The following is a 17,284-nucleotide window of genomic DNA, read 5'->3' on the forward strand; positions in this document are numbered from 1 at the left end:
CGGTCGAAAGGGGACTTAGCCATGACCGCGACACTAGAAAAAGGCCTCAATTCCTTCAAGGAAGTGATCGATGCGCCGATTGCCAGCTTCTTCTCCAGCTGCGTGCATTGCGGCCTTTGCGCCGAAGCCTGCCTGTTCTACACCGAGACCGGCGATGCGAAATACACGCCGATCCATAAACTGGAACCATTGCGGCGCGTCTGGAAACAGGAGTACACGCTGCTGGGCAAGCTGGGGAAAATGTTCGGTTTGTCCACAGCGGTGACGGATGCAGAACTGGACGAATGGGAACCGCTGGTCTACGACAGCTGCACGTTGTGCGGGCGTTGTTCCATGGTTTGCCCGGTGGGTAACGATATCACTTACATGATCCGCAAGATGCGCGAAGGCATGGCGGCTTCCGGACATGCACAAGAGGATCTGGTCGATGCCACCACTCGTGCCGTCACGCTCGGCAGCCCGATGGGGATCAAATGGCCGGCGGTGCTGGCACAGATCAAGCATGTGCAGGCCGAGACGGGTATCGAGGTGCCGGTCGAGCGCGCAGGGGCTGATTACCTCGTCCTGATGTCCTCGATGGAGATCATCAATTTCCCCGAATACCTGTCTGCGCTCAGTCGCATCTTCAAGCAAGCCGGGGTGAGCTGGACCCTGGCCGAGGATGCATTCGAAGCAACCAACAGTGGCATCCAGATCGGCGCTTCGGATCTGGCGCGCGAGATCGTCAGCCGCATCGTGGTGGCGGCAGAACGGTTGAAGGTGAAATGCGTAATCAGTCCGGAATGCGGCCATGCCTTTACCGCGATACGCTGGGAAGGGCCGAACCTGATGGGAAGACCCTTCGGTTTCGAGGTGAAACATATCCTCGAGGTACTGGACGAACTGCACAAGGCGGGCAAGCTCAAGACCAAGGGCAAGGATAAACGTCCGCTGACTTACCACGATCCCTGCCAGATCGCTCGTCGCGGCGGTGTGGTCGAGCAACCGCGACGCTTGCTGGGCGAGGTGGCCACGGATTTCCGCGAGATGCCGGATGCGGGTGTGATGAACTGGTGCTGCGGCGGCGGTGGCGGCGTTTCGGCCAATTCGCGTGCCGAACCATTGCGGCTGGAAGCTTTCAAGCACAAGAAAGGGCAGATCGAGGCCACCGGCGTGCAGACGCTGATCACTGCCTGCGCCAATTGCCGCATCGTGATGGAAGAGGGGCTGGAGCATTACCACATGAAGGTCGAAGTGGTTGGTCTGACCGAGTTGCTGGCCGAATATCTTGTTGAGGAAAACGCATCATGAACGAACCAGCTGTACGTCGCGTCATCGTCGATCCGGTCACCCGTATCGAAGGACACTTGCGTATCGAGGCGGAGACCGACGCCTCTGGTCGCATCACTCGTGCCTCATCGGCCGGGACCATGGTACGCGGCATCGAGATCATCCTGCGCGGACGCGATCCGCGCGAAGCATGGGCATTCGCCCAGCGCATCTGTGGCGTGTGCACGCTGGTGCACGGCATCGCTTCGGTACGCGCGGTGGAAAGCGCGCTGAAGATCGAAGTGCCGAGCAATGCGCAGCTGATCCGGAACATGATGATCGGTGCTCAATACATCCACGATCACGTGATGCACTTCTACCATCTGCATGCGCTGGATTGGGTGGATGTGGTCTCGGCGCTGAAAGCCGATCCCAAGGCAACTTCTGCGCTGGCGCAAAGCTTGTCTGGCTATGCCAAATCTTCGCCGGGGTACTTCAGCGATGTACAGAAGAAACTGAAGGGTTTTGTCGATGCCGGCCAATTGGGTATTTTCGCCAATGGCTACTGGGGGCATCCGGCCTACAAGCTGCCGCCCGAGGCCAACCTCATGGCGGTGGCCCATTATCTGGATGCGCTGGCATGGCAGCGCGACGTGGTGAAATTGCATGCCGTGTTCGGCGGCAAGAATCCGCACCCGATGTTCCTGGTCGGCGGTGTTCCTTGCGCGATCAGTATCGATCCGAGCCATTCCGCTCAGGGCAACGGCCCCCATTTCCACGGCGGGAATTCCGGTACTGCGCTCAATGCGGTCGGGCTGCAAACGGTGCAGAACGCGATCAACCAAATGCGCAGCTTTGTCGACCAGGTCTATGTGCCGGATACGCTGGCCATTGCCGGTTTCTACAAGGACTGGTTCAAGCAGGGCGAGGGAGTCGGTAACTTCCTCACTTTCGGCGATTTTCCCGCCAAGGGGATGTCCGATCCGTCCTCCTACCTGATTCCCTCCGGCGTGATACTGGATCGTGACCTGAGCAAGATACATCCTATCGATATGGATGCGGAAGGGGAGATACAGGAGTTCGTCAGCCATGCCTGGTACGATTATTCGGTGGGCAAGGATCAGGGGCTGCACCCCTACAAGGGCGAAACAAAACTGGATTACACCGGACCGAAGCCACCTTACGACTATCTGGATGTGGACAAGGAATATTCCTGGCTGAAATCGCCGCGCTGGAAAGGCAAGGCGGTGGAGGTTGGACCGCTGGCGCGAGTGCTGATGTTATATGCATCTGGCCATGAGCAGACCAAGGAACTGGTCGGCATGACGCTGAAGAAGCTCGATGTGCCGGTGCAAGCGCTCTATTCGACGCTGGGTCGTACCGCGGCACGCACGCTGGAAACCAAGATTGTCGCCGATGCGATGCAGGGCTGGTACGACCAGCTGGTTGCCAACATCAAAGCCGGCGACATCAAGACCTTCAACGAATCGAAATGGGAGCCATCATCCTGGCCCAGCCATGCGCAAGGTGTGGGGGTCATGGAGGCGCCGCGCGGCGCACTGTCGCACTGGATCGTCATCAAGGATCAGAAGATCGACAACTATCAGGCCATCGTGCCCAGCACCTGGAATGCGGGCCCGCGCGATGGGCAGGGCAATCAGGGGCCATACGAGGGCGCGCTGAAAGGTCATCAACTGCACGATGCCAAACAACCTATCGAGATCCTGCGTACCGTGCACAGCTTCGACCCCTGCATCGCCTGCGCAGTGCATGTTACCGACCCGAACGGTGAAGAGTTGGTGCAGGTGAAGGTGGTTTAACCTCTTGTGGCGATGGCTGTCCGGCCATCGCCGTCTCATCTATCATTCTGGCAAGTGGGCAGGGCGGGCTGCTGCTTCCCAAGAGCAGTCTTTTACGGCTGAGATGTGAAGCAGTCAGGAATCGGCCAACGGGAGACTTTCGAGGGCGTCTTCCAATTAGGAGCCGTTCGGTATGAATCGAGTCGCATGGACGCTTCTGACCTGGCCAGCACTGACGACAACGTAAAAATAAACGTCTGGCCTTTTGCTATCGTCTCCAGAATACCCAACTAATTCCCATAGCAGGTATAGGCAGTTATATAGATATTTTGGCCTATTCATAAATACGGACTTGTAAAGTAAAGTTCCAGTTGGGTTGCACCGCTACTTCTGCTGTCATTCAAGAATGTCAGGGGGAAAAGTTGACCAAGGATGACCATACCTTGCAGGAGCCGCTAAGCGGAAGTGCATTAGCGGTCGTCGGCAGCCACTGCTGAGATGCCATCTCGGCGCCATAAAGGATCGAGCCGTATGAGAGTTCCCAATCCGACTTCGACGCGATTTTTTCTTGTGACACCACCTCCTCGCTGGTTTCGGCATGCCTGGAAGAAACGAGCGGAACATTCATCCATGTCCATACATCAGCGATGAATCATCTCCCGGAAAAGCAGCATGACCCATTCTTCAAATTGTTGTTTGAGGCTAGTCCGCATCCTTACCTGATTTTACGGACGGATGCGGTGTTTACCATTATGGCTGTGAACGACCGCTACCTGTCAGCCACGGGAACTCAGCGCGATGCCATTATTGGCCACGGTCTCTTTGAAATATTCCCTGATAATCCGAATGATAAATCCGTGAGCGGCGTTGGCGATCTGCACATGTCGCTCAATCGTGTCGTCTCGGATCGCAAATTGGACACCATGGGCGTGCAGAAATACGACATTCCCCGGCGTGATGGCGGGGACGGCTTCGAGGTCAAGTACTGGAGCCCGGTTAACACTCCGGTATTTGCCGACGATGGCAGCGTTGCCTACATCATTCATCATGTAGAAGACGTGACTGAATTTATTCTAGGGCGAGAACGTGCCAATCTGGAAAAGGTGGAACAACTTGGAAAGATAGAAGCTCATGCAGAGCGCATGGAAGCGGAAGTAATGCGCCGGTCATCCGAGGTCAAGGACGCCAATCGAGCTCTTAAAATTGCAATGCAGAAACTTGAACAGCGCGAGGTGGAACTGGCGGCTGCCAACCGCGCCAAGGATTCCTTTCTGGCTACGATGAGTCATGAGATCCGCACACCACTGACCGGAATGCTCGGAATGCTTGAGTTGCTCTCCATGACCCAACTTGATATGGAGCAGCGGACAACCTTGGACACCGCTTGGGATTCCGGCAGGGGGCTGTTACGCATCGTCAGCGATATCCTCGATTGGTCGAAGATCGAGGAAGGCAAGCTGGAACTCTCGCTTCGCCCCACTTCGATTCCCCAGCTTCTGCAAGAGGTGGTCAATACCTATTCTCGAGTAGCCAGCGCAAAAAATCTGATTCTTTACCGGCGTGTCGATCCACGCATTAGTGCGGCTCACATCGTCGACCCATTGCGACTGTCACAGGTGCTGAACAACTTTGTCAGCAACGCGATCAAGTTTACACAGTACGGTGAGATCGAGTTGAGTGCCGAACTGATCGAGCAACTTGATAGTGGTGAGCGGATACGCTTCTCTGTCAAGGATACGGGCATAGGCATCGCCAAGGAAGTCCAAGAGCACTTGTTCCAACGATACCGACAAGAGAGTGCCGACACAGCCCGAATGTATGGAGGTACAGGTTTAGGTTTGGCGATCTGCCGACGTCTCTCGGAAATGATGGACGGGCAAATCGGATTGAGGAGCGAGCCGGGACTGGGATCCATCTTCAGCATCACGCTGACCCTGCCTGTTTCCGGTGTGCCTGGGGAGATTGTGCAGAACATTCATCCGGAAGTGAAGCATAGGGAAGTGTCTCCCTTGTTTACGGACAGCTTGAATGCACCGTTGGTACTTGCAGTGGACGACCATCCGACCAATCGCGACCTGCTTGCACGCCAGATCAAGTTACTCGGGCTTCAGTCCGAAACAGCGGAGAACGGGCAAATGGCATTGTCGATGTGGCGAGATGGAAGCTATGCGCTGGTCATCACCGATTGCCATATGCCAAACATGGATGGCTATGTGCTTTCTCAGGAGATTCGCCGGATTGAGGCCGAGGAGGCGCGCTCGCGCATACCGATCATCGCATGGACGGCGAATGCACAGGCGGTGGAGGCAGAGCGTTGCAAGCATGCTGGCATGGATGATTTATTGGTCAAGCCTGCAAATTTGGCACAGCTAAAGAAGACGCTGGCAAAGTGGCTATCTGTCATTGGAACAGATGGTGTCATTAACCCATCTTCACCGCATGCTACGAACAGCGGACGGACCGAACCTGTAGATTTCTCAGTCTTGAACATGGTCGTGACGGACAGGGAGGATCAAATTCAAGTGTTGAGGGATTTCCAGTCTCATATTCGCGCAGACAGTGGAAAACTGATGGAAATGCTGCAGCAAGGTGATCTAGCCAGGGTGGAGAGCACGGCGCATCGAATGAAAGGCTCCAGCAGAATGGTTGGGGCACATTATCTGGCAACAGCGAGTGCAACTATCGAGCAAGCAGCGCGAGATTTTGATATGGCCGGTGCAAGCGCAGCCAAAAGGTCTTTGGACGATGCTATCAGGCAGCTGGAAGTATTTCTTGACCCCTTGATGACAACAGAAAATCCGAGGTCGCATGATGAAGATCAGTGAATTGAATGTCCTGATTGTGGAGGATGACGATTTCCAGCGCCAAACACTGTCAAACATGTTGCGATCACTGGGCGTGACCTCAATATTCCCTGCAGACAATGGCCGACATGCGCTTGAAATCATTCGGAGTGAGGGTGCTTCCAATTCAATTGACGTAGCGCTTTGTGACTTGAACATGCCGGAAATGGATGGCATGGAGTTCCTTCGGCATCTGGGGCACGAAGGCAGGAATATTGCAGTCATTATTACCAGTGCGCTGGATGGCAAGCTGCTGGCCTCAGTGGCAAGAATGACCAAGATGTATGGCATCCAGCTGCTTGGAGCAATTGAAAAGCCCATTCTGCTGACGCATCTCAAAGAGATGCTGTTGAAATATGATCACTCAATAAAGAAGGAACCCCAACGAGTTCCCTCAATGAGCTTTACTCTTGAGGAGATATTACATGGAATCCGTGAAAATCAGTTCGTTCCATTTTTCCAGCCCAAAGTGGATGTTAAGACCGGCCGCATCGTGGGCTCTGAAGTGCTGGCCCGCTGGAACCACCCGACTCATGGTGTGGTTGGCCCTAATGCCTTTATTTCACCTCTGGAAAAGAGCGGAAATATTGATGATCTGACTTTCATGATGCTTGAGAGATCGGCTGCCGAGTGCCGCCTTCTTCACAACAATGGCCACTTGCTTACGGTTTCTGTCAATCTGTCACTGGTTTCATTGAATGATCCTGCATTGGCCGACAGAATCACCCAAACGGTCCGCAGGGCAGGAATCGAGCCGCAATATGTTGTACTGGAAATCACTGAATCATCAGCCATGACTGATATGGCAAGTGCTTTGGAAAATCTTGCGCGTTTATGCATGAATGGATTCTCACTATCCATTGATGATTATGGAACTGGTTATTCCAGCTTGCAGCAGCTCACACGTATCGCATTCAGCGAACTGAAGATCGATCAGTCTTTTGTAAAAGATTTCGCAGACAACGATGCGTTACGTATCGTTGTCGAATCAAGCATCGACATGGCACACAAACTTCGGGTCAAGAGCGTTGCCGAGGGGGTAGAGACACAACAAGATTGGGAGGCGCTAAAAGGAATTGGGTGCGATACCGTGCAAGGCTACTTTATTGCCAAGCCAATGGATGCCAGGGCATTTCACGATTTTGTGGCAAACTATAAAACTGCTTCCAGTTCACTGCTATCTGCTCAGGGCCAAAGTAAGAAAAATATCCTGGTCGTAGATGACGACGATTTCACGCGCAAAATTCTTGTTCGTGTACTTCAGGATTTCGGATTCGATAAAATTACTGGTGCAGACAGCGCAAGATCTGCAATCAGGCTACTCGAGTCCAACACGTTTGATCTGATTATTACTGATGTGGATATGCAGGGGATGAACGGCATCGAATTCGTTCAATTGATTCGTTCAGGTAAGGCAAATGCCAAGCATGATACTCGAATCGTGGTTGTAACTTCATTTTCCCAGCCGGAAGTAATTGGTTCCGCATTTGCGCTGGATATAAACGGCTTCCTGGTCAAGCCCATAATACCGGCAGTTGTGTATGAAAAGATAACCCATGCCTTGTCAGAGCGCCCCCATTTTCGCGCGCCTGTAGCGTACGATGCGGTCAGGACTGATTTAAAAGGTTTGTCTGGTTCTGATCATCGTCCTGTCAATAGCCACGACGGTGCCGCCATCATCATCGGGGACCATAAAGCAGCTGATAACAAAGTGCGCGCCAGAAGAGAGAGCCTGATGCAACATCATCTTTCGCTACACAGGTTGCGTCCAGGAATGACATTGAAAGAAAATGTTCATCTTAAAGACGGCACCCTGATCTTGTCAGCCGGACATATTCTTTCCGAGTTATCGATCAACCGTTTAAATGACCTCAAGGCTCTGTTGCCTGCAATAGGCATCAAGGTTCAAGAAAATCCATAGGTAATTCATTTTCGCTCTAATGGATGAACTGTAAAAAAACCATAACCTTCAAGATGGTCTGATTTCCGTATTTCAGGAATACTGATGCCCGTTGTGGGTTAGGAGCAACCAGTAGAATGCCATCAATCTTTTGATTGTTCGACGACCGCTTGAATCCGCAGCACCATGCTGCCAGTCAATTATCGGGTTTGAGCTGCGTTCCGACTTCAGCGATCCACTCTTGCGCCTTCGCTTCCGCCAGCTGCAAATTCGTTTCCGCCTCCGGGCTCATTCCTTCTCCCAATTCAAATCCATATCCCCGGATGCGTAGCAGATAGCTGGGCGGAGCTGCTTTGCCATAGAACTGGTGAAAGGCATGCAGCAAGGAATTGGGCGTCATGGCATGGCTGGTGTAGCTGTGATCATGCGCTGCGGTGATCGGTTGCAGCAGGCAGGGAGCTGCACAGGACATGTCTGCATCCACGAACAGGATGGCATCGCGCCCGGAGAGGTCGGTGACGTGCTCGACCTGTAACTGGAAATCTTCGACGAACTCGGCTTGGGGGAAATCTTGCGCTGCGAGTTGGCGCAGCAGCAGCGGGGCCAGTGCGTCGTCGCCGCGCGATTCGTTGCCGATGGCGAAGACAAGCAGTGGGGCAGGCATCAGGCAGCGCAGCTGAAAGAACCGTCGCATGAGCGCGTCAGCACATCCACATGCTCGCCTGAGGCATCCAGCAACTCAACCTCCAGCGGCATCTTGCCCAATGCATGGGTGGCGCAGGACAGGCAGGGGTCGAATGCGCGGATGGCAACCTCGATATGATTGAGCAGTCCTTCGGTCAGGCGGCGGCCGTCGATGTACTGCCGTGCCACTTGGCGGATGGCCTCGTTCATTGCCTGATTGTTGTGGGTGGTGGAGACGATCAGGTTGCAGCGTACGATCTGGTCGTTCTCGTCCACTTTGTAGTGGTGGATCAGCGTGCCGCGCGGCGCTTCGATCACGCCCACCCCGCGTTCCTGCCGCGCACCTTGGCTGACCAGCTCGCTGCCTTGCAGGTCCGGATCGTGCAGCAACTCCTGGATCACCTCGGCGGCATGCAGCATCTCGATCATGCGCGCCCAGTGGAAACCCAGCGTTGCTCCCGCGGCTGAGCCGCCGTTGAAGGCCAGGAACTCCTTGCGTGCCTGCTCGGCCAGCGGGGTGGGGATGAAATCGCACTGGGTGACACGCGAGAGCGGCCCCACGCGATACCAGCCATTTTCCGGTCCCAGGCTGCGCAGGAACGGGAACTTCATGTACGACCAGGTCTTCACATCCTCGAAGATCACATCCCAGTAATGACTGTAATCGTAATGGTCGAACAGCGTTTTTCCGTCCATGTCGCGGGCACGCAAGCCGCCGTGGTAAAGATCGAGTGCACCGTCTTCGCGCACCATGTTGAGCGTGTGCGCCTTGAAGCGGCCGAAATTGTTATAGAGATCGATGTTCTGTTCGAATAGCTGTCTGGCGATGCCAACCGATGCCTGGCTCCATGCCACGACCTGTTCGATGTCTTGCAGCAGGTAGTCACGTTCTTCGATGCCGACGTTCTTGTTCACCCCGCCCGGAATGGAGCCGGTGCCGTGGATGCGCTTGCCTGCGGTGATGCGGATCACTTCCTGGCCGAATTTGCGCAGCAGCACGCCCTGTTTTGCGATGTCCGGATAGGCGCCAACGACTCCGACGATATTGCGTTTGGCGACATCGGAGTCGAATCCGAACAGCAGATCAGGCGAACACAGGTGAAAGAAATGCAGCGCGTGCGACTGCAGAATTTGTCCGTAATGCATCAGCCGCCGGATTTTTTCGGCAGTCGGGGTCAACGTCGCGCCGACGATCATGTCCATCGCCTTGGATGCCGCCAGATGGTGGCTGACCGGACAGATGCCGCACAGCCGTTGTACCATCACCGGCGCTTCCCAGTAGGGACGGCCCTGGATGAATTTCTCGAAACCGCGGAACTCGACGATGTGCAGTCGCACCTGGTGCACGCGGTCGTTCTCGTCCAGCAGCAATGTCACCTTGCCATGTCCTTCGACACGCGACACCGGATCGATGGCCACGCGGCGCAGCTTCTCTGGATGGGCGGCGGTTTCCAGATTGTCGTTGATATCAGTCATATTTGATCAACCCATGTCCCAGTTCCGGCGTCTTGCCGGCGATGAGGTCGGTGAGAAACTTCCAGATGGCGTCGGCAGATGGCGGGCAGCCCGGAATGAAGTAATCGATCTTCACCACTTCGTGCAAGGGATGAACCTTGTCCAGCGGCAGCGGAAGCTCCGGGTCGTTCGGGATATGGCCATGTGCCAGTCCGGGCTCGGTGAGGTACACCTCGGTCAGGCAAGAGCCGAGGTCGAGATGGTTGCGCTGTGCAGGCAAGCCGCCATTGATGGCGCAGGCGCCGATGGCGACCAGTATCTTGCAGTTCTTGCGGAACTCGTGCAGTACGTGCACGTTCTCCGCATTGCAGACGCCGCCTTCGACGATGCCGATGTCGCTCGGCCCGCAGTGCTTGATGTCGTTGATCGGGGAACGATCGAATTCGACCAGATCGAGCAGGGCCAGCAAACGTTCGTCGATGTCGAGGAAGGACATGTGGCAACCGAAGCAGCCGGCAAGCGAAGTGGTGGCGACGCGCAGTTTCCTGTTCATGGTGTTCCTTCGCAGGCTGCGCAGTTCCCGCTGGCATCTGTCCGGCGCGGTGCATCATCCAGCGCCTGTTCGCTGATCGGTCGCTGGTCATAGCGCCGTTCGCCAATGGGAACGCTGAAACCGACACGCTTGGGCAGGATCACTCCAACCGGGCAGACTTGCATCGCCTTGTCGGTGAGCGCGATGCTGGTGTCCTTGAGCAGTCCGGATTCGGCATTGACGATCAGGTGCTTGGTGATGCCGCGCCCGGCCAGGGCGAACACGTTCTTGCCGTCCACCTCGCTGGAGGCGCGTACGCAAAGTTCGCACAGGATGCAGCGGTTGAAATCGAGCAGGATGTCGGGGTGGGAGGCATCCAGCGGACGGTCTGGGTAGAGGTGGCGGAAACCTGTGGCATGGACTTCGAGATCGTAGCCCAGCGCCTGCAGCACGCAGTTTCCGCTCTTTTCGCATGACGGGCAGAAATGGTTGCCTTCGGCAAACAGCATCTGCACCAGGGAACGGCGCAGCGCGTTCAATTCCTCGATGTCGCTTTCCACTACGATTGCCGATTCGGCCGGCATGGTGCAGGAAGCAACGGTACGGCCATTGACCTTGACCGTACAGAGCTTGCAGCTGCCATGCGGTTTGAACTCGGGGTGGTAGCACAGGTGCGGGATGTAATGTCCGGCCGCCAGTGCGGCCTGCATCACGGTCTGCCCAGGTTCGAAGGGAACGCTGGTGCCATCGAGCTGGAAGGTTTCGTTCATTCGTTCTCCTTCAGGTGTGCACCGGCATCGTCGCGCCCGGTCATTTGCCGTGCTCTCGCCAGCGCGCCGTCAAGATCGAAGGCCGGTTCGAATTCCAGCGATTTCAGGCGCGCTTCGTATGCCGGGCGGAAGTGCTTGAGGGTATGCAGGACCGGGTTGCAGGCAGTGCGCCCCAGTCCGCAGTGCGAAGTGGTCTGCAGTACACGGTCCAGCTTGTCGATTTCGGCAAGATCGTAGTGTGTCCCATGTCCGGCGGCGATCTTGTCCATGCCCTGTTTCAGCATCGAGGTGCCAACCCGACAGGGAGTGCAGAAACCGCAGCTTTCATGCGCGAAGAAATGCACAAAGTTGCGCGCCACTTCGAACATGTCGCGACTGTCGTCGAATACCATGAACGCACCTGCCGTGGGCAGGTCCTCGAAACCCAGCTTGCGGTCGAATTCGCTTTCCGGAACGCACACGCCGGAAGGGCCGCTAACCTGCACTGCCGCAGCATTCACCGCGCCGCAATCCTGCAGCACTTCACGCACCGTGACGCCGAACGGGTATTCGTAGATGCCGGGGCGGGGACAATCGCCGGACACCGAGATGAGCTTGCTGCCGCTCGATCTGGCCGTGCCGATGGCGCGATACTTCTCCGGTCCGATGTGCAGCACCATGGCTGCCTGACAGAAGGTCTCGACGTTATCCACCGCAGTGGGCTGCTGCAGATAGCCATGAGTCACCGGGAACGGCGGCCGGTTGCGCGGCACGCCGCGCTTGCCTTCCAGCGATTCGATCAGCGCCGATTCCTCGCCGCAGATATAGGCGCCGGCGCCGAGATGGATATCGATATCGAAATCGAAGCCGGGTTGGCCAAGGATATCAACTCCCAGCAGCCTGTCCTCGCGACGGCGCTGCAGCACCGCCCGCAGCGAGTCGAGCAGGTAACGGTATTCGCCGCGCAGGTACAGGAAGCCTTTCCTGGCACCGGTCGCCAGCGCACACAGGGTCATGCCTTCGAACACCAGGTCGGCTTGGCAGTTAAGCAGCACGCGGTCCTTGAAGGTGCCCGGTTCGCCTTCGTCGGCATTGCATACCACGTAATGCCCGCTCCCCGCCGCATGGCGGCATGCTTCCCACTTCTGGCCGGTTGGGAAACCTGCGCCGCCGCGCCCGCGCAATCCGGAAGCATTCAATTGTTCGAGGATGTTGTGGCTGCCGAGCACCAATGCTGCACGCAGCACTTCTCCGCGGGGCAAGGTGTTGCCGAGCAGCAGGCCGCTGCGACGGATGTTGTCCTCGATGCGGAAGAAATCCGCAGGCCAGTCGGCCAACGGCGTGCGGTTGCGGATCAACTGGACGATTTCCTGTATGCGCTGGTGGTCCAGGCGTGTGATGGCATGATCGTTCACCAGCATTGCAGGGCCCTGATCGCACATGCCGGTGCATGAGGTCGTGTCGATGCTGACCAGCCCGTCCTCGGAGAGTTTGCCCGGCTGCAGCCACAGTTGCTGGCACATCAGTTCCATCAATGCCTGGCTTCCCGACATGCGGTCGGTGACATTGTCGGAGAACAGGACGCGGTATTCGCCGTGAGGCCTGAGTTGCAGGAAGGAATAGAACGAGGCGACGCTTTCAATGCGGGCGCGCGGGATGGACAATCGGTCGGCTAGACGGGAAACAAGATGAGCCGGGATATGCCCGAAATGCTCCTGCATGCCCCTCAATATCTGCAACAGGCTGGACGGGTCGTTCCCGTGTTCCATGACCAGATGGTCCAGCCATGTCCGATCTGCCGCCTCAAAACGAATTGCATTGTCTGGTAGCATAGCGTCGCCGTTAATTCACCATCAAATCGTATTAAGGTAGTGTACCCCTAATCCTTGTAAACAGCACTCGACTTAAAGGAACAGATTAACCATGCACATGCAAGACCAGCATCATTTTTCTTATGACGTGGAAGAAGCCAATTTCGACGAGCGCGTGCTCGTTCGCTCACAGGAACTGCCTGTCCTGCTGGACATCGGCGCGGAATGGTGTGCGCCGTGCAAAGTATTGGGGCCGCACCTGGAAAGGCTGGCGAAGGAATATAACGGCAAGTTCCTGCTGGCCAAGGTGGACGCCGACGAGAACATGCGTATCGCCGGCAAGCACAAGGTACGCGGTTTCCCCACCGTGATCGCCTATAGCCGGGGAGCGGAGTTCGATCGTTTCCACAGTTCGCAACCCGACCACTTCCTGCGTCAGTTCATCGACAAATTGATTGCTCATCACCAGTCGGCTGCCTGATCCGGCGCTGGGCTGGATGCGCTCGAACGAATGATCGCCCTGTACGGAAGATCATTCATGCAGCAGGCAGTTTATGTCGGCAGGTCCTGCGATTGCCGGATCAGCGATGGGCTGAGCTGATGTTTCTGGAGCAGCTTGTAGAATTCGGTGCGGTTGCGTTTTGACAGTTTTGCCGCCTGGGTCACGTTGCCTTCCGTGATCTTCAGGATGCGGATCAGGTAGTCGCGTTCGAAACGGCTTTTCGCCTCTTCAAGCGACATCAGCATCTCTTCTTCTTTATGGATCGTCTGCTGGACGAGTACGGAGGAGATGAGCGGGGTGGTGCTCAGCACGACGCTGCGTTCGACCACATTCAATAATTGCCTGACGTTGCCAGGCCAAGGGGCGCTGATCAGCGTTTCCATTGCCTCTGCGGAGAATCCGTTGGTTTTCCGGTTGTATTTTTCGGCCAGGACAGCCAGGAAATGTTTGGCCAGCAACGGGATATCTTCCCTGCGCCTGGAAAGCGGCGGGATCGCCAGTTCCACCACATTCAGGCGGTAATAGATATCCTCGCGGAAGTTGCCGGCGGCGATTTCGGCGCTCAGGTTGCGATGGGTCGCAGAAATGATGCGCACATCGAGCGGAACGGACTGGGTTGCACCGACCGGGGTCACCTGTTTTTCCTGGAGCACCCGCAACAGCTTGCCTTGCAGTACCAGCGGCATGTCGCCGATCTCATCCAGGAATACGGTGCCGCCCATGGCCGACTGGAACAATCCCTTGTGGTCGCGCACCGCCCCCGTGAAAGCGCCTTTGACATGGCCGAACAGTTCGGATTCGAGCAGCTGTTCCGGAATCGCTGCGCAATTGATGGCCACAAATGGCCGTTGCGCACGCGGGCTGGCATCGTGTATTGCATGCGCAAGCAGTTCCTTGCCGGTGCCGCTCTCGCCGCAGATCAGTACGCTGGCATCCCCTTCGGCCACCAGCTTTGCCTTGGTCAGGACGTCCTCCATCATCGGGCTCTGCGTGATGATGGAGGCACGCCAGTCGTTCGCTTTTCCGGGTTGTGCCGCCGCGCATGAGATCTGGAGCGCCTTGGCGACCTGGTCCAGCAGCACCTTGCTGTCGAATGGCTTGGTCAGATAACCGAACAATCCGCGTTGTGTGGCGTCGACGGCATCCGGAATGGTGCCATGCGCAGTCAGCATGATGACGGGCAGGGTCGGTATGGTCTTGTGGATATGTTCGAACAGCGCCATGCCGTCCATGCCCTGCATGCGCATATCGGTGATCACGAGATGCGGCCTGGAAATGTCCAGGCTGTTGATCGCCGCCTCGGCGCTGTTTGCCGTATCCACTTCGAGGCCGGCAGAACGCAGCCGCATGGAAAGAAGCTGCAGCAGATCGGCATCGTCGTCCACGATCAGTATCCTGCGTGCAGGCGCCGTGGTTTGCTGTGCTGCACTCATGGCTGATCCCGGTGTATCAGGTTGATTTCAAGATCCTTGACGGCATCGATCTTGCCTTGCAGGAATTCGGCATGCGCCTTTTCGGCGGCGAGAGCCTTGGTCAGGTCGTCAACCGCACCATCCGCACGCAACTGCTGGGCGAGCAACCTGGCCAACATGCCGGCAATATCCTGCAGCTCAGAGGGGGCAGATGTTGTCCCTGCGGGCAGATGTTGCAGCAGGTCGAGTGCTGTGCCAATGCTGCGGAAACCTGTATCGGGCAGCGATAACAGCATTGCCAGCCGGAGGCGGTCGGAATCGCTCCCGGTGATCGAGAAGCTCCGGTTGGTGGCTTGATATTCCTTGTTGATTGCCTCGTCGGCCAATGTGCCAAGGCAGGAGTAGTAGCGCACGACCTGATTCGACGAAAGTGCGATTCCTGGTGGCGGCGGGCAAACGTTGAGGTTCGTCGACGGGCGAAATTGCGACAGCACAGAGCAGGCGGACAGCAGGGTTGCCGCCAAGAGCACGTTCAGGATCGGGAAGGACGGGGTTTTGATGCTCATGATGCTGCGATGGCTCGGGTCAGGGGAAGGGTGACACGGAAGCAAGTGCCTTGGCCGCTTTCCACCAATTCGATCGAACCGCCATGTGCCATCACGTATTCGCGCGCGATGGACAAGCCGAGTCCGGTGCCCCTGATGTGGCTTTGGGGCGCCTTGCGTCCCTGATAGAAGGCGTCAAAAATTTTCTCTCTGTCCATAGGGTCTATGCCAGGGCCGTGATCGAACACTTCCAGCCTGACATTATTGTCGATATTTGCCGCGCAGATTTTAATCTGTCCGCCCGGCGGTGAATATTTGATCGCATTGGATAACAGATTGTCCACCACGGTGCGGATTTTCTGCACATCGCATTCAATTGATAAATCAGGGGATTGAAGATCGATATTCAGGGATTTGTTGGTTATCGCCAGATATTGATCGTGCAATACCGAGTCAAGGATCGTCCGCAATGCCATTTTTTGCCAATGCAGTGCAGCTTTTCCAGCCTGCAGTGCGCTGAAGTTTAACAGGTCTTCGATTCGTTTCTGCAATTGAATGCTGTTGGCGGAAAGTATCCGCGCTATTTCATTCTGCTGTGCGGTCAATGGCCCGGCGATCCCGTCTGTGAGGAGATTGGCGCCTTCGCGGATCGAGGTGAGCGGCGTCTTGAGCTCATGGGAAACATGCTGGAGAAAGGTGGATTTCTGCTCTTCGATCTCCAGCAGGCGCAGGCGCATCCAGTCCAGTCTGTCGCCCAATTGTTGCAGATCCTGGGGGCCGTCGATCCTGATGCTCTTCGAGAGTTCGCCGTTGCCCATCGACCTGATCGCATCGTCGATCTGCCGAATCGGCCGAGTGATCAGCAGGGAAAAACCGAATGCCAGCAGCAAGGCTAATGGTACCAAGCTGATCAGCAACCAGATGGTTACCTTGTTCGCTTGCCCGGCCATTTCCTGCATCGCTTCCACTTCTCGTTCGACCGGGGCTTCACCATGGTTCAGGAATGCTTGTGTCGAATCCATCAGCGGAGTGAAGTCGATATTCCGTTTGCCCGTTTTTTTATGCGCAAGCGCGATGCTCTGCACGCGCGAAAAGATGGACGATTCTGCGGTATCCATCACGTCCAGCAATTGCTGTTGCTTGTCGGTGAGGGGGAGCTTGGCAAGGTTCTGCAGGGCTTCCCTGAAATTTTCGTGACTCTGGTAATACCCTTTCAGCAAAGATTTGTCGGACAAGATGAGCGAGAGCCGGGTACTGCGCTCCATCGCCGAAACCTGATCGACCAGGATGCGGCTGAGATGGGCAATTTGTTCCGCCTGATTGACGGCTTGTCGGCTTTGTTTGGAAAGCTGGCTGATGGAGGTCGTGCTGTATATGAGGGGCAGTATCAGGGGCAGCGCGACGATGAGCAGGCCGACAAGAATCAGGCCGGTGAATGACTTGGCGTGCGATTCAGGCAATCTGTTCTGCAGTGTCGCTATAAATTTATTGCTCATCGTGCATGGCAGTGGTGGATCGGGGGCTGTCGTCTGGCCGCTCTCGTCAACGACTATATAGTCGGCCACATGAAGCGGCAAGCAGATTCACGAAATGGCACGCATGGACGCGCCGCAGACGGTACAGACAAGCCCAATGCTCGTCCTTGAATAAAAAAACCGTCTGCAAGGACGGTTTTGTGTCTGGCGGAGAGGGCGGGATTCGAACCCGCGGTGGGGTATTACCCCACACACGCTTTCCAGGCGTGCGACTTAAACCGCTCATCCACCTCTCCGAAAGGGCGCGCAGGATAAACTAGAACGCCGTT

The 17,284-nt window shown here is 56.2% G+C and carries 13 protein-coding genes and 1 tRNA gene; 5 read left to right on the forward strand and 9 right to left on the reverse strand.

Features of this window, described 5'->3' with window-relative positions:
* Positions 1-21 precede the first annotated feature (21 nt).
* The 4 genes from L6418_RS06545 to L6418_RS06560 all read left to right on the forward strand — a co-directional run bounded on the left by L6418_RS06545 (position 22) and on the right by L6418_RS06560 (position 7,811).
* Positions 22-1,290 (forward strand): (Fe-S)-binding protein, encoded by a 1,269-nt coding sequence (locus tag L6418_RS06545; RefSeq protein ID WP_237248668.1) that lies wholly within the window; start codon positions 22-24, stop codon positions 1,288-1,290.
* Positions 1,287-3,068, forward strand: a complete 1,782-nt coding sequence (locus tag L6418_RS06550; protein ID WP_237248669.1) for a nickel-dependent hydrogenase large subunit — start codon at positions 1,287-1,289, stop codon at positions 3,066-3,068. Before L6418_RS06545 ends, L6418_RS06550 begins: the two co-directional genes overlap by 4 nt.
* Before the next feature lie 626 nt (positions 3,069-3,694).
* Positions 3,695-5,872: an ATP-binding protein gene (locus tag L6418_RS06555; protein WP_237248670.1), complete on the forward strand. Its 2,178-nt coding sequence runs from the start codon at positions 3,695-3,697 to the stop codon at positions 5,870-5,872.
* Complete coding sequence (locus tag L6418_RS06560) at positions 5,856-7,811, forward strand: EAL domain-containing protein (protein WP_237248671.1); 1,956 nt, start codon at positions 5,856-5,858, stop codon at positions 7,809-7,811. Before L6418_RS06555 ends, L6418_RS06560 begins: the two co-directional genes overlap by 17 nt.
* Positions 7,812-7,986: 175 nt before the next feature.
* Here the strand turns inward: L6418_RS06560 and L6418_RS06565 are convergent, their stop codons facing one another.
* From L6418_RS06565 to L6418_RS06585, 5 genes are read right to left on the reverse strand one after another with little or no spacing between them, the layout of a single operon-like run.
* Positions 7,987-8,454, reverse strand: a complete 468-nt coding sequence (locus tag L6418_RS06565) for a hydrogenase maturation protease (RefSeq protein ID WP_237248672.1) — start codon at positions 8,452-8,454, stop codon at positions 7,987-7,989.
* Positions 8,454-9,950, reverse strand: coding sequence for a Ni/Fe hydrogenase subunit alpha (locus tag L6418_RS06570; protein WP_237248673.1), 1,497 nt, complete (start codon positions 9,948-9,950; stop codon positions 8,454-8,456). Before L6418_RS06570 ends, L6418_RS06565 begins: the two co-directional genes overlap by 1 nt.
* Positions 9,943-10,482: an NADP oxidoreductase gene (locus tag L6418_RS06575; protein WP_237248674.1), complete on the reverse strand. Its 540-nt coding sequence runs from the start codon at positions 10,480-10,482 to the stop codon at positions 9,943-9,945. The genes L6418_RS06570 and L6418_RS06575 overlap by 8 nt, the downstream gene beginning before the upstream one ends.
* The gene (locus L6418_RS06580) at positions 10,479-11,231 is read right to left on the reverse strand and encodes a 2Fe-2S iron-sulfur cluster-binding protein (RefSeq protein WP_237248675.1); all 753 of its coding nucleotides are present in this window, start codon (positions 11,229-11,231) and stop codon (positions 10,479-10,481) included. The genes L6418_RS06575 and L6418_RS06580 overlap by 4 nt, the downstream gene beginning before the upstream one ends.
* A complete protein-coding gene (locus L6418_RS06585; protein ID WP_237248676.1) occupies positions 11,228-13,042 on the reverse strand; it encodes an NAD(P)H-dependent oxidoreductase subunit E in 1,815 nt (604 codons plus the stop codon). The genes L6418_RS06580 and L6418_RS06585 overlap by 4 nt, the downstream gene beginning before the upstream one ends.
* Positions 13,043-13,133: 91 nt before the next feature.
* Between L6418_RS06585 and L6418_RS06590 the strand changes: the two genes are divergently transcribed.
* Positions 13,134-13,502: a co-chaperone YbbN gene (locus L6418_RS06590; protein WP_237248677.1), complete on the forward strand. Its 369-nt coding sequence runs from the start codon at positions 13,134-13,136 to the stop codon at positions 13,500-13,502.
* A 71-nt stretch (positions 13,503-13,573) separates the two neighbouring features.
* Here the strand turns inward: L6418_RS06590 and L6418_RS06595 are convergent, their stop codons facing one another.
* The 4 genes from L6418_RS06595 to L6418_RS06610 form a co-directional block, all read right to left on the reverse strand.
* Positions 13,574-14,956 carry a sigma 54-interacting transcriptional regulator gene (locus L6418_RS06595; RefSeq protein WP_237248678.1) on the reverse strand — a complete coding sequence of 461 codons (1,383 nt, stop codon included), beginning with the start codon at positions 14,954-14,956 and terminating at the stop codon, positions 13,574-13,576.
* Positions 14,953-15,501, reverse strand: a complete 549-nt coding sequence (locus L6418_RS06600; RefSeq protein WP_237248679.1) for a hypothetical protein — start codon at positions 15,499-15,501, stop codon at positions 14,953-14,955. The genes L6418_RS06595 and L6418_RS06600 overlap by 4 nt, the downstream gene beginning before the upstream one ends.
* Complete coding sequence (locus tag L6418_RS06605; protein WP_237248680.1) at positions 15,498-16,976, reverse strand: ATP-binding protein; 1,479 nt, start codon at positions 16,974-16,976, stop codon at positions 15,498-15,500. The genes L6418_RS06600 and L6418_RS06605 overlap by 4 nt, the downstream gene beginning before the upstream one ends.
* Positions 16,977-17,160: 184 nt before the next feature.
* A tRNA-Ser gene (locus L6418_RS06610) sits at positions 17,161-17,251 on the reverse strand.
* Positions 17,252-17,284: the final 33 nt, after the last annotated feature.

It is taken from the genome of Sideroxyarcus emersonii, assembly GCF_021654335.1.
In the GTDB taxonomy this organism is placed as follows: domain Bacteria; phylum Pseudomonadota; class Gammaproteobacteria; order Burkholderiales; family Gallionellaceae; genus Sideroxyarcus; species Sideroxyarcus emersonii.